General features: G+C 64.5%; 9 protein-coding genes. 1 reads left to right on the top strand and 8 read right to left on the bottom strand.

Annotated elements, in window-relative coordinates; all coding sequences use genetic code 11:
- The 7 genes from AC1PLU_RS13570 to AC1PLU_RS13540 form a co-directional block, all read right to left on the bottom strand.
- Complete coding sequence (locus tag AC1PLU_RS13570) at window positions 1-492, bottom strand: hypothetical protein (RefSeq protein WP_268211845.1); 492 nt, start codon at window positions 490-492, stop codon at window positions 1-3.
- A complete protein-coding gene (locus AC1PLU_RS13565; RefSeq protein WP_176341731.1) occupies window positions 446-805 on the bottom strand; it encodes a hypothetical protein in 360 nt (119 codons plus the stop codon). The genes AC1PLU_RS13570 and AC1PLU_RS13565 overlap by 47 nt, the downstream gene beginning before the upstream one ends.
- Entirely contained in the window at window positions 802-4,404 is a 3,603-nt protein-coding gene (locus AC1PLU_RS13560; protein ID WP_481106489.1) for a hypothetical protein, read from the bottom strand. The genes AC1PLU_RS13565 and AC1PLU_RS13560 overlap by 4 nt, the downstream gene beginning before the upstream one ends.
- A 190-nt stretch (window positions 4,405-4,594) precedes the next feature.
- Window positions 4,595-4,990, bottom strand: a complete 396-nt coding sequence (locus tag AC1PLU_RS13555) for a hypothetical protein (protein ID WP_481106488.1) — start codon at window positions 4,988-4,990, stop codon at window positions 4,595-4,597.
- Between the two features lie 1,053 nt (window positions 4,991-6,043).
- Entirely contained in the window at window positions 6,044-8,155 is a 2,112-nt protein-coding gene (locus AC1PLU_RS13550) for a methyl-accepting chemotaxis protein (RefSeq protein WP_481106487.1), read from the bottom strand.
- Window positions 8,156-8,428: 273 nt separating this feature from the next.
- A complete protein-coding gene (locus tag AC1PLU_RS13545) occupies window positions 8,429-9,613 on the bottom strand; it encodes an FAD-dependent monooxygenase (RefSeq protein WP_481106486.1) in 1,185 nt (394 codons plus the stop codon).
- A 36-nt stretch (window positions 9,614-9,649) separates the two neighbouring features.
- A complete protein-coding gene (locus AC1PLU_RS13540; protein WP_481095608.1) occupies window positions 9,650-10,114 on the bottom strand; it encodes a MarR family winged helix-turn-helix transcriptional regulator in 465 nt (154 codons plus the stop codon).
- A 470-nt stretch (window positions 10,115-10,584) separates the two neighbouring features.
- Here AC1PLU_RS13540 and AC1PLU_RS13535 point away from each other — a divergent pair, with 470 nt between their 5' ends.
- On the top strand, window positions 10,585-13,443 hold the full coding sequence (locus AC1PLU_RS13535; RefSeq protein WP_481106485.1) for a hybrid sensor histidine kinase/response regulator: 2,859 nt from the start codon (window positions 10,585-10,587) through the stop codon (window positions 13,441-13,443).
- 39 nt (window positions 13,444-13,482) lie between these two features.
- On the opposite strand, the gene AC1PLU_RS13530 is transcribed toward AC1PLU_RS13535, so the two are convergent.
- The gene (locus AC1PLU_RS13530) at window positions 13,483-13,827 is read right to left on the bottom strand and encodes a response regulator (protein ID WP_043889761.1); all 345 of its coding nucleotides are present in this window, start codon (window positions 13,825-13,827) and stop codon (window positions 13,483-13,485) included.
- Window positions 13,828-14,043: the final 216 nt, after the last annotated feature.

Genomic DNA, 14,043 nt, shown 5'->3' with positions numbered 1-14,043 from the left:
TCAGCTGTTGGACTTGGGCGTTTCGTTACTGGCGCCGAACACCGCGCCTTCGATCGACAGCACGCCCGGAATCAGCGGGATGCCCTGGCCGTCAGGCCACACCGCCGACATCGCAAGTGTGTACAGGGTGGACTGGTCGGGGGAGGCCGTGCCCGGTACCTTTATGTGGAATTGGTCGACGGCCACGTCGAGCGTGGTGAGCTTGCCCATGATGCTGTCTAGCGGTGCCGGCAATTGGTCGGCGCTGGGCAGGTCGATGTTGAACTGCGTCTTGAACCATGCCGCAAAGTCGTCCAGCGTGCCGAGATCGACCGGCGCGGGCAGCGTGAACTCGATTCCGTTGGTCTTGGCGTTGGCGATGTCGTCGGTCGATACCGGCACCATGGTGCCGTGCAGATTGAAGTTCAGGCCGAAGACCAGATGCGTGCTCGGCGGGGTCGGCGGATCAGCGGCGACCACGGCGGCGGCCTTGCGCGACAGTTGCTTGCTCATGGGTGGTTCTCCTGGGTGCGGCACTGCGGTGGGTGATGGGCGCGGGAGGCAACGGGTGGGTGCCGCCGCTGAGGACCTGGGCATCGACGATCCCTTCGAGGATCGCCGCGACCGGGTAGGTGGTGCTGCCAGTGGCGAGGTAGAGCACGCCGGTGGCCGGATCCTTGCGCACGCTGATGGCGATTGCCCACAGTGCCGCCAGCGGCGTGCCGGCGGCCATCGCGACGGGCAGGTTCCACCCGTAGACGTCGTTGAGCGCTTGCATCAGCACAGGAACACTGCGTGCGGCGAGAATCGGATCGGTGTCGGTCATGGCGTCTGCGTCGCAGCCAGGCTCCAGCCCAGATTGCCGCCGCCCGGATCATTGGCGTCGGCGAACAGGATGAAATCGGCAAGTACCTTCGGCGGCAGCGTGATACCGAACACGCTGAGTGCCACGTTGTTGAACATCAGCACGTAGGCCGGCCCATTCTTTGTCTTCACCAGCCCGAGGTTGGCCGCCGAGAAGGTCGTCTTGAGCAGGCCTTGCAGGTTGAAGCCGAAGGCGCCGGCAGTGACCTGCGGCAACTGCACGAACAGCGCGACGCCGTCGTCGTCGGGCGTGTAGGTGCTCGCACCCCAGGCGACGATCAGCGAGGCATCGAGCGATGCGTGGGCATCGGCCAGCGCGCCGAGCGCGCCGAGCGGCAGCGCGAATTGCAGGGCATACAGCGGCTTGGAGGTCACATACGCGACCTGCGTGGGCATCGGCGCAACACCACCGCCGCCTGGCACGCAGGCGGCGACGCCGGTCAGCGCCGGCACCTGCACGGGCAACGCGCCCAGCGCCTTGATATCCAGGCCCGCCTCGTCGTGCAGGATCGCCTGCAGCGTGAGCGGCAGCATGCGCACCAGTGCGCCGGGCCGCCGTCCGCTGCGATCGTCCGTTGCCCGAAGCCCCGAGAAATCCACCGTGATCTGCGGCAGCCCGATGCGCTTGCCGTCGGCGTCGAGCTGACAGCTGATGCCAAACGCCAGGCTTGTCAGCGCCACACCGGTGGTGGTCGTGCCGGGTGCGGCACCGGGCAGGCCGTAGGAGAACAGGTCGAGCCCGGTCACGCCAGGAAACGGATCGGCCGCGAACGCGAGCGTGCCGCTCAGTGCAAAGCGCGAGGTGATGGTGGTGCCGGCATCGGCATCGGCGGGGACAGACGGGACAGAGGCAATCGGCACCAGGCTGGCGCCACTGACCTGGAAGGTATCGATCACCCGGATGCGTGAGCGGTCCGGGTTGAACGCGAAGCTGCCGTGCTGGCCGCCGTCGAACGTCACCGTGCCGACCTCGCCGTGCCGCTGATAACGGCCCGCAACTACCACGGTGTTGGGCGGCACGTCGGCGTTGATATCCGCGCCGGTCAGCGTGACCGCACGGCCGAACAGCGTGTTGATGGTCATTCCCACCCGGCAATGGAACTGGGTGACGAGCGACTGGTTGATCGCCACCGACAGCTCCTCCACGACGAATGCGTAGTCCGGCGGCGTCTGGTCCGAGTGCGGCGCGGCAGGCTCGCGTTTGAATATCGCAGTCGCCGCGTGGTGATAGATCACCCCGAACAGCGCGCTTTCGCTGATTTGCGGCTCCTGGTCGGCGCCGTCGCTGATGCGGTTGGCCTGCACGCCGAAGTGATGGGCGCTCAACTGTCCGTCGATGCCGGCCAGCAGCATCTGCAGATCGTCCGGCATGCCGTTGCCATTGATCGGCGCATTGAAGGCAAGCATGCCGGTCCAGCCGGGATCGGCTGCCTTGGTGCGGAAATCGGCGAACGGGTCGTCGTCATCGCTGCTCGCTTTTTCTGCAACGGCCAGCGCATCGATCAGCACAGACTGGGTGTCGGTTACGCGCGTAGCGTCGCCGATGAAATAGTCCGTGTTGGCCCAACTCTCCGGCGCACGGATCAGCTCGGCCAGGCTCTGTGTCGTTGCGTACTTGAAGACAAGGACGGTGCGCCAGCGATCGGTTGCGTCGACGTCGGGCGCGATCTCGAAGTTGAAGCCTGCCACCGCGATCATGCGGGTGATGTTCGGGAACCGGCTCCAGTCGTTGAGCACCAGAAACAGTTGTTCGCGCATCAAGGTGCTGGCCAACTGCGCGTCCACTACGCCGGTTGCAGGATCGGCGTCGAACGACAGCGTCTGCTCCGCACTGCGTGCGAGCAATAGCGACTGCCAGGTGCCGGCCTGCACCTCGGGCGCCTGCGCGGCGGCAATGCCGGCCCGCGTTGACTGCGTTGCCGAGTTGAGCTGGACCAGCAGCCCTTGCGGTGTGGAAGTGCGGGTGCCGGGCAATGGCGCACCCTGTTCGCCAACGAACACCGGGCGATCAGGCGTGCTACCGCGGATCAGCGCGCCGCGCAGGCCGGCGATCACCTGTTTCTCGTAGCCAGCCAGCAGCTGAGCGTCCTGTACGGTCGCGTCGGCGAGCGCGAACACGCCACCGTACTGCACCATCGGAAACGCCACCGGGATCTCGTCACTCTTCGTCGTCGATGCGAGCGTGGAGACGAGCGCAGACACCGCAGCCGGATAGCGCATGTCCGGGGAGACCGCGCCGCGCCCGAAATTGACCGACGCGCCAGGTTGCGCGTAGTAGCCGCGCATGGCGGCGGCTGCGCCTGGACGAAACCGTACCCACGAGGTGGCAAATGGCCCGTCGAGCAATGGCTTGGTGTCGGCGCCATCGGCCAGCGTCATGCGCCGTTCCATGGCGGTGCCAAACGCCGTTGAGCAGGCCGGCATCGATGGCACGAAATCGAGAATGTCGCCGTCTGCGACGCGCAGGTATTCGGTGCCGAGCGTGCCGCAGGAAAGCTTCGCCGCACCGCCCGGTACCGTCAGCACGAACGGGCCAAGTGGGGCGAGATAGGCTGCCGGCGCTTGCGCAGCGCCGGGCCGTGCAGCCGGATAGAGCCCGACCCGCGAACCATTCGACGTCACACTCGGCGCCAGTGTCACCAGATCGCCAGACACGGTACGGCCGAACGACGAGGCCAGGTTGTCCAGCCGCTGCGGCCGGAACAGAAAACGGGTGCGTGTCCCGTCTAGCGGTGCGAGCGGATCCATCTCGCAGTCCAGCAGAAACGCCGGCCAGTCGTTGGCGGGCAGCGGCGGTAGCGGCGGTAGCACCGGATAGCGCAGTTGCGCAAACCCCTGCGGCGCCTGCGGGTCCGGATGGAAGTAGCGCAGCTCGCCGCCTTGCAGGCCGGGCGCCTGCGGATCGTCGGCGAACAGCCCGAACAGGTTGTACGGGTCCCACTCTGCGGTGAAGCGCAGCAGGCCGGCCGCGGCCGGATCGAACGACAGCGACACCCTGTAGGCGTCTGGCGAGAGCGGCGTGCCCTGGCCGGAGTCGCGTAGCAGGGCGATGCCATCGCCCACGAAGGTGGCCAGCCCGGTCTCTGCTGACAGCGTCCATTGAGTACCGCTCGGTAGCACCAGATCGACATGACCGAACGGCAGCGAGCCGTTGCTGCCCGCCACCTGCCCGCTGGTGGGCGAGAAATAGAACAGCGGCACGCTCGTGCTGGCCCAGGATTGCGGCGGCGCCGCTTGCCATAGCCAGGCCACCCCACGCAGCGTGGCGTAAGGCGGCGTGAGCCCGAGGGTTTGTGCGATGTCGGCCGGCTCCGCCGGCAGTGCCTGCGATTGCGGATGGAACAGGAAATAGCCGGGCTGTTGCCAGGCTTGCGACAAGCTCAACTCCTGCGGCGCCTGCTCGTCTCGCCGGACGCCGGTCTGCGATGCGCCGGCACCGCCCGGCAGCAGCAAAAAGCCTGCCTGGACGGGCGCGACACCAATGGCCTGATCCACGGCGGCCGAATAGAGCGCAAAGCCGGCAGCGTCGAGCGCGATCCGAGTGAAGATCATGTCTGCCATGGAGTGCATCGGTGAGCTGATCTCCGGTGAGCCGCGACGTACCTCGATCCGAGTGCGCCGACGGACGCAATGACGACGATCCGGATGCAGCGTGGTCGTCGGCATCGATGGACGGCGGTTGTCTGCCGGCCATCGCGCCTGCATCAACCGCGGACGTTGGGTACGCCAGATGCCGCCTGTGCGTGGTCGATCAGACCGCGTCCTGCGATTCTTCCTTGGCCGCCATGCTCAGCGATGTGGTGACATCGAAGGTGTTGAGCACCACGCCGCGCGCCGTCAACAGGATCGCCTTGTTCTGCGTGATATACAGAATCAGGTCGTCGTCGAGGCTGCTGTCCTGTGAAATAGTGACCGTGGCGTGGCCAGTGCGGCTATCCCATGCGAAGACCAAAGTGTTGTCGCCGTATGCGAACACCGCGCTCGTCGAGGGATACTTCGAACGCGGCACGGCCAGCGAACTCGGCGTATATAATGGCGGCGTCGGGCCGGCGGCCCAACCGGCGATGTTGCCGGCATTGTTGTTGGTTACCAGCAGAGACGTGATGGGTTCGTTGTAGCTGTTGAATACCGTGACTTTGCCTGCCATGAGATGCTCCCGACGTTGTAGGTGAAGAGACGGAGACGGTGATTCGCTCCGTTTGCCGATTGGCTTGCTGCGCTAACGACAGTTGGAAAAGGAATCCGAATTGGTATCGATGCGACACGTGAGACATGGCGCCCAGCGATCATCCTGACGAGGGTGGCGACGCGTTTGCGGTGGATCGTTCAAAGGTTCCCTCTGTCTGCACCTTGCCGGTTTAAAAAAAACGCTACCCGACATAACGTCTCACCAGGTGGTCCATCTTCGATTACTCCTGATGGCGGTTTCGTCACCGGTCGCCGAACGAAATCATTCACGCATCGGTTGTGATCGCGTGACAAGGCAGGGCTTGGCGTTGCCCGTCGAGTTTTTCCGAGACCACGTCCATCGAACCAATGGCTCAAATGCAAGTGGTTGGGTTTCTGCTTCCCTGCGGTGCATTGGACGGAAGCTTGAAGACGTGGCAGGTCTTGGTCGGCGCGGTATCGATGCGAACCGTGACATGGGTGTCGCCCCCTGCTCCGGGAGGTATTTGCCCACCGCCATGCTCTCCTCTCGTGAAGGTGCAGCTATTGGCGGCGTATGCGGTTCTGAGCCGATCATTTGAAGAGTTCGCAACCCGGGTGGGCCAGCCGCTGATGGAGCCCTCGATGTGGGCGACAACGTTGCAACTGGCGGTTGCGTGACCACTTGACGCAAGCAGCGTCAGCAAGACGGCTGCTTTGATGCCTTGATTGTGGATAGGCATATCGATGTCCTGACGAGCGTTGGGAGCTGCATAAAATGCGTTGGCCAACCTTGTCGGATGCGCCAGTGGGAACCCGACATAACGTCTCAGAGTCGACGAAATCTTCAGCCGACCATGTGGTCCGGCGCATTCGTGGCGCGACGTCCAGCGAGGGCAATCGATGGTGTGAGAGCGGCTAACAAAGCGACTGCGCTCACCACCAGGCGAGCGCAGCGGGTACTCGGTGCGGCATGTGCCACTCGTCCACTGTTGTTCTGAGTGTGCCGTCCATACCCGGCCGACGGCTGCTCGCGACGTTGGGGACGCCGCGCTTAAATGACCGCAGCCTTGACCTTGAACACGTCCACAGCGCGGATCAGCTGCACGGAGTGGTCTTCGAGCGCACGCGCGGCGGTGCTTGCCGCTTCTACCAGGCGGACGTTGTGTTGGGTGGTTTCATCCATCTGGGCGATGGTCTGATTCACCTGTTCGATGCCGCCGGCCTGCTCTTGGGAGGCGGCGGAGATGTGGCCCATGATGTCGGTGACGTGCTGGACGCTGGTGACGACCTCGCTCATGGTCGTGCCGGCTTTTTGCACCAGCGTTGCGCCGTCGGCGACGCGTTGTACGGAGTCGTCGATCAGGCGTTTGATTTCCTTGGCGGCGTCCGATGAGCGGTGCGAGAGGGTGCGCACTTCGGAGGCGACCACGGCGAATCCGCGGCCTTGTTCGCCTGCGCGTGCGGCTTCGACGGCGGCGTTGAGGGCGAGGATGTTGGTCTGGAAGGCGATGCCGTCGATGACCGAGATGATGTCGGCGATGCGCTTGGACGCCGCTTCGATCCCTGACATCTTTTCGATGACCTGGCCGACCACGTCGCGTCCGTCCGAGGCGATCGCGGCGGCGCCCAGCGCGAGCTGGTTGGCGCGGCCTGCGTGCTCGGCGTTCTGCTTGACGGTGGAGGTCAGCTCTTCCATCGAGGCGGCGGTTTCTTCGAGACTGGCGGCCTGTTGTTCGCTGCGGCGCGCCAGTTCCTGATTGCCGCTGGCGATGTCTTCGGCGGCAAACCCGATGCTGTTGGAGGTAGTCTGGATATGCGTGACGATGTCCGTCAGGCGATGCACGGTGCTGTTGGCATCGTCGCGCATCGAGGCGAACACGCCGTGGAAGTTGCCGGTCATGCGCACGGTCAGGTCGCCGTCGGCGATGGCGCGCAGCAGGTCGGAGAACTTGGCCAGGTTGGTGTCGGAGGTGGCCATCATGGTGTTGAGGTTTTCGACCATCAGGCGGAAGTCGTGCTCGAACTTTTCCGGCTGGCCGCGGAGTGCGAAGTTGCCTGCGCACGCAGCTTGGGTGAGTTCCTGGATCTGTGCGTTGATGGCGCGCAGGTTCTGCCGTACCTGCTGCATGGTGGCGGTGATGGCGGCCTTTTCGCCGGGATACTGTTCGATTTCCTGCGCGAGATTGCCCACCGCGTAGCTGCCCATGACCTCGGTCATGCGCAGCTGAGTCTGCACGTGCGCATGCACCAGTGCGTTGGTGTCCTGCACCATATCGCCGTATTCGCCCGGGAAACGCTTGGCGTCGGTGCGGTAGCTGATCTCGCCGGCTTCGTGGCGGGCGGCCATGGCACGCTGTGCGGAGATCACCTCTTGCAGGCGGCGCTGCATCTGTTGCATGGCACGCAGCAGCTGGCCGGATTCGTCCTGGCTGGTGGGCATGTCCTGGCTGCGCAGATCGCCGTCGTTGATGCGCTCTGCCAGCCGCAGCGATTGGCGCAGGGGCAGCACCACGCTGCGGGTGAGCAAGAAGGCGATCGTGGCGCCCAGCAGCAGCGCGATGACGGTGGAGATCACCATCAGCATGGCGAAGCCGCGTGCGGTGGCGACGGCGTCTTTGGCGGCCTCGCGGTTCTTGGCTTCCTGCAGATCGATGAAGGCGTTGATGCTGGCCAGCCAGGCGATGAAGTCGGGACGCGCTTCATGTAACAGCAGCTGCTCTGCCTGCGGTTTGTCGCCGGCCTCGCGCAGTGCACGCACGTTGGCGATAAACGGCATGGTGCGCTGCTCGATCGCCTTGATCTGCTGGAGAATCTTTTTCTCTTTGGCATCCGAAGAGGCGGCGATCATGCTGTCGAGCGGCTGCGCGGAGCGTGCGTAGTCTGCGGCGAGCTTGTCGATCGATTGTTCTGCTGCGTGCCGGTCTGCCGCCTCGTCCATCAGCACCACATCGCGCAGCGCAATCGCACGGTCGTGGACGCTGCCGCGAAAGTTGATCGCATAGCGTTGTTTGACGCTGTTGACCTCGTTGATGGCGGTCAGCTGCTGGTCGATGCTGCGCACGCGGTGGATGCCGACGACGGTCAGGATCACCATCAGCACGATGATCGACAGAAAGCCAAGGGCCAGGCGTTGACCAATACGCAGATTCAAAAAGACATGCATGGGGGTTCGATCGATGATCCGACAAAGCGGAGAGCAGGGGAGTCCCGGCAGCAGCCGGGAGGCGAAGGCAGGTGCACGCTCCTCGAAGCGACATGGCTGCCGCTGCTCCGATTGCGTCTCTACGTGTTCGTTAGCGACCCCAGCCATTGAAACTGAAACCGGCGCGTCGGCCGATTCAGGTGTGGTTGGTTTCGTGGCGATGCGACGTCATCCCGATCGGGACGACACGTCGCAACGTCACCGCGCTGTGCAGCGCTTGAGAGCCCGGCAGGCTCAGTCGTAGCGCGCCAGATCCGGCGCCTTGATCGAGGGCGTCATCAGCTTCGCAGCGATGGTCTGGATACTCGGTTGGCTGGCGAATTTCAGTGCGCCGTGCAACAGCTGGATGCCGAGCCGGCTACGCGGGTTCATCAGTCGCGGACCGATCTTGGGCACGCCCTGGCCCTGTTCGACCATCGGCCGCATGGCGGTCGCGTAGGCGGCGAATGCGCTCTGCAGATCATCGGTGCGTGCGATCTCGCTTGCCAACACATAGCCGCCGGTGACCGCCAGGGTGGCGCCGATACCGGCCAGCGGGGTTGCGCACCACGCCGCGTCACCGGTCAGGACGACGCGGCCTGTGTGCCAGCGCGGCATGCGCACCTGCCGCAAGGCGTCGAAGTAGAAGTCGTCGGTGCTGTCCATGCCGTCCAGTACGCGCGCTGCCTGCCAGCCGGCGTCGGCGAACTGTTCACGCAAGTACGCTTTCTGCGTTGCCTGATCCCAGTCCTGTTCGCCGTCGGTGACCTTCTGCAGCGACAGCATGGCGCGCGTGGTGCCGTGCCGGTCCGGCCGCAACGAGATGCTGCGGCCGCCGGTGGTGTGATACCAGCGCCACAGGCGATCGTCGTCTGCGCTGCGTGCGATAGTGAAGTAGGCGATGGTCAGATCCATCCAGCGTGGGTCGTTTTCGCCCGGGAAAAGCTGTTCGCGCGTGGAGGAGCCGACGCCTTCGGCGATGATGACTGCATCGAAGCGGTCGCTGCTTCCGCTGTGGAAATTGACTGTCGCGCAGTTGCCGTCGTCCTGGATGCTGGCGATGCGGTCGCCGAAGCGATAGGTCGCCTTGTCGCGTGCGGCTTCGTAGAGCAGGCGGGCGAGGTCGCCGCGCAGGATTTCCAGCTCGGCGGTTGGGCCGTCGCCGTCGATGTCGTCGGTCTTGAAAGTGGCCACCGCATGGCCGTGTTCGTCGACCCAGGCAGTGCCTTGCTCGCCGGTGCCACGGTCGAGTGCGGTCTGTTCCAGACCCATGCGCTGCAGCACCTGGCGGCCGACGCCGCGTACGTCGATGTTCTGGCCGCCGTCGCGGAAGTGCGCCGCCTGTTCCACCACCACGACGTCGAGTCCCTGGTTGGCAAGCGTCCAGGCGGCGGTATTGCCGGCGACGCTGGCGCCGGTGATGAGGATGCGACGCGCCATTACAATCACCCGTAGAGATAAATATCAGAGGTGATATTACAGGTCTGCGCCGCGTTGCTCCAGGTTGACGATCAGGCGCTGCATGAACGCGACGGTTTTCTGGGCCTCCTCAGGTGAGAAGCCTTGCAAGGCATCGGCATTCAGATCGATCAGCACCCGAGCGCCCAGCTCGGCCATCTTGCGACCGCGCGCGGTGAGCGATACCAGCGCGGCGCGGCGGTCCTGCGCGGTGGGTGCGCGTTTGATGAGCTTTTGCGCTTCCAGCTTGTCGAGCAGGGCGACCATGGCGGGCTGCTTGACCGCAGAGGCGATCACCAGGTCGCGTTGCAACATCGGCCCCTTCCAGGACAGCAGCAGAATCGGTCCGATCAGGGCCAGCGAGACGCCGTGCGGCCGCAGTTCGGCGTCGACCAGCCGATTGAAGACCCGCGCTGCGTGATTGGCCAGGTAACCCGGCGCCACTGCCGCCTGGGGGTGAATGCGTTCGTCTTGATCCTGCATGCGCGCAACCGTGTGATGCCTTTCAGCCATCGGGCGATTTTATCGGGCATCAAGGCGCGGGGCATGGGTGCTGCTCCCGGCGACGCGTTCACGCCTGCATCGGTGCGACCTCTGCTGCCTGGCACGGCACGCCGTCGCCGGTTGGGTACGCTGCCGGTCAGGCAGTCGTTGCGCAGTCGAGGCAGTGCATCGTCTGGGTGCTGTGCAGCGCGTGTTGCCTGCGCTAGCTATTCAGCAATGCCGGGTGGGTTCGGCTGGACGCAGCCGGGCGCAGGCCAGATGATAGCCGGATGCGCGTGCGCCTGGTCTTGCGATAGGCGATACGCAAGGTTGGCAGCTGGCCTCTCTATCAATGGTTTGAAAAAGATGCAGGTAGGTGTGATCGGTAATCCGGGCCAGGGCCGCGTTGCGTTGCGCCCGTGGTCCACACAGTGCGGCTGCCGCATGGCGCTAGTGCGGTCGCATTGCGTATGAGTTCGTCATTTCCGCACGGCGACAGCGCCATGGCGCAGGCGGTCCGCAGCCACGATTGGGCGTCCACGCCACTGGGGCCGAGTGCGCAGTGGCCATCGCCGTTGCGCAACGCGGTCAGCTTGATGCTGGGCTCGCCGGAAAGCATGTATGTGGTGTGGGGCGAGGCGCTGACCTTTTTCTACAACGATGCGTATGCGCCGATTTTGGGGCCGCGTCAGCCGCAGGCCTTGGGTGCACCGCTGCGCGCGTTGTGGGCCGATGCGTGGGAGGCCGTGCGTGGGCCGATCGAAGCCGCGTTCGAAGGGCGCGCATCGCGCTTCGAAGAAGTGCCGATCGGCATGAGCCGCTACGGCGCGCCCGAAGAGACCTGGTGGACGTTCTCGTTCTCGCCGATCTATCTGGACGATGGCCGTGTCGGCGGTGCGTTCTGCGTGACCAACGAAGTCACCGACCGCAAGCTGGCGCAGAGCCGGCTTGCCGATGAGCACGAGCGCTTGATCCGGTTGTTCGAGCAGGCGCCGATGTTCATGGCGTTCCTGAGCGGGCCGCAGCACCGGGTGGAATTCGCCAACCCGTGTTATTCGCGTTTGATCGGCCACCGCGACGTGATCGGGAAGCCATTGGCCGAGGCCTTGCCTGACCTGGTCGAGCAAGGCCATCTGCGCCACCTGGACGAGGTCTATCAGTCGGGGCGTGCCTATGCGGCCAATGCGCTTGCGTACAACGTGCAGGCCGCGCCAGGTGGCCCGGTGGAGCGGCGCCTGCTGGATCTGGTCTATCAGCCGATTGCAGGTGCCAACGGCACCGTCTCCGGCATCTTCGTGCAGGGTCTGGACATCACCGATCGCATCAGCCTGGAACGCGCGGTGCGCGAGGCGGAAGTGCGCAACCGGCAGATCCTGGACAGCGTGATGGATTACGCGATCATCGCCACCGATCTGCAGGGGCGGGTCACCTCATGGAACGAAGGCGCGCGGCGCATCCTGGGCTGGACCGAGACGGAAATGCTCGGCCAGTCGTTGGAGCGCACGTTCACGCCTGAAGATGTGGAGCACCGGCAGATCCTGATCGAAGCGGCTGCGGCGCTGGAAAGCGGCAGCGGCATGGACGAGCGCTGGCACATCCGCAAATCCGGCGAGCGCTTCTGGGCCAATGGTTCGTTGATGGTGCTGCGCGAAGAGACCGGCGCGGCGATCGGTTTTGTCAAAGTGCTGCGCGATCGCACTGCCGAACGGCTGGCCAGCGAGGCCTTGCGCAAGAGCGAACGCCGGCTCGATGCGCTGGTGCGTGCATCGTCGCAATCGATTTTTTCGGCCAGTGCCGATTGGTGCGAACTGCGTCAGCTGGTTGGCGATGGCGCGCTGAGCGATGCGTTGTCGGCCATGCCGAACTGGCAGCAGGACATGGTGCATCCGGACGATCGCGCGCGGCTGGCAGAGGCCATTGCGCATTCGATCGTCAACAAGACCTCACTGGATCTGGAATACCGCGTGCCGGGTTCCGATCAACGCGTGGGCTGGACCTTGATGCGCGCCATTCCGCTGCTCAACGAGCATGAGCAGATCGTCGAATGGTTTGGCACCGCAGCGGACATCACCGACAAGCGCATCGCCGAAGAGCAATTGCGCCAGCTGACCGAAACGCTGGAAGAGCGCGTGCGCGAGCGCAGCGCAGCCTTACTGTTGGCCGAAGAGAAACTGCGCCAGAGCCAGAAGATGGAAGCGGTGGGCCAGCTCACCGGCGGCCTGGCGCACGACTTCAACAACCTGCTGACGGCCATCAGCGTTGGGCTGGAGCTGCTGCAGACGCGCATCGAACAAGGCAAGTACGACCGTCTGGAGCGCTATGTGGAGATGGCGCAATCCAGCGCCGCGCGCGCCACGGCGCTGACGCAGCGGTTGCTGGCGTTTTCGCGCAGGCAGACCCTGGCACCGACCGCGCTGGAGGTGGAAGCGCTGGTGCGCGACATGCACGACATCATTGCGCGCACGCTGGGGCCTTCGATCAGTTTGCAACTGCGCCCGGCGGCGGAGTCGTGGAAAGTGTTGGTGGATGCGCCGCAGCTGGAAAACGCGTTGTTGAACCTGTGCATCAACGCACGCGATGCCATGCCCGATGGCGGCGAGCTCACCATTGCCATTGCCAATTGCGTGTTGAACGAGGCCGCGGCGCAGCAGCTCGATCTGCCGGTTGGCGATTATGTGTGCCTGAGCGTGCAGGACAGCGGCACCGGCATGAGCGCCGAGGTCATGTCCAAGGTGTTCGAGCCGTTCTTCACCACCAAACCGATCGGGCAGGGCACCGGCCTGGGCTTGTCGATGATCTATGGGTTCACCCGGCAATCCGGCGGGCATGTGCGCATCGATTCGGAAGAGGGCGTAGGCACCACCATGTTGCTGTATCTGCCGCGTTTCACCGGCCTGCTGCCGGCCGATGAGATGCAGCACCCGGTCGAACCCTCGCTGCAATCGCCCACGCACAGCAGCACGGTGCTGCTGGTGGAAGACGAAACCGCGATCCGTGTCCTGGTGTCCGAAGTGCTGACCGAAGCGGGCTACCGCGTCATCGAAACAGCCGAAGGCAGTGCTGCCGTGGAGCGCTTGCGCTCGCAGGAAGCGATCGACTTGCTGGTGACGGATGTGGGCCTGACCGGCGGCTTGAACGGACGCCAGGTCGCCGATGCGGGGCGCCAGTATAGACCGTCGCTACCGGTGCTGTTCGTGACCGGCTATGCGGCCACCGCTGCGGTTGGAGCCGGTCAGTTGGACGATGGCATGGAAGTGCTCACCAAGCCGTTTCTTGCGATCGATCTGGAGCGGCGCGTGGCGCAACTGTTGGGGCGGACGCCGCAGTAATCGTGCACACGGAACGGATGGCGCAATTGCTCCGCTCGCTTACATCGTGGTCTGCACGATACCCAGCAGATCGCGCAACGAGAACGGTTTGGTCAGCAATCGCATGCCGGTATCCAGAAAGTCGGCACGCTTGGCGATGGCGCCTGCGTAGCCGGTCATGAACACGATGGGCAATGCCGGATAAAGAAACCGGGCCTCGTCGGCCAGGTCGCGGCCGTTCATGCCCGGCAGGCAGATATCCGAGAGCAACAGGTCGAACGGGCGCGCCGTGTTGAGCTGTTCCAGCGCATGCTCGGCATCGGCGGTGGCGACGACCTGGTAACCCTCGTCGCCCAGGATATCTTCGGTCATGGCGCGGATCGCATCGTCGTCTTCGACCAACAGGATGCGTCTGGTGCTTGCTGCGTGATTCACCGCTATCCTCGAACAATCGCAACAACGCGATGTACTTCATGCGCAACGCTAGGCTGGCGGATGTGACGGGAGCGTCGGATTTGTCATAAAGGCATTGCCGAAAAACTCGGTTGAGCGCGCAATGGCAGCAGCAAACGCAAGCTGTGAGCAAAAGGTCCGCGCAAGCAAGCTGATCAATTCAGTCGT

The sequence above is a fragment of the Xanthomonas sp. NCPPB 2933 genome, assembly GCF_056725225.1.
Note: the sequence above shows the minus strand (reverse complement) of the source record. Positions and strands in the feature narration are given on the sequence as shown.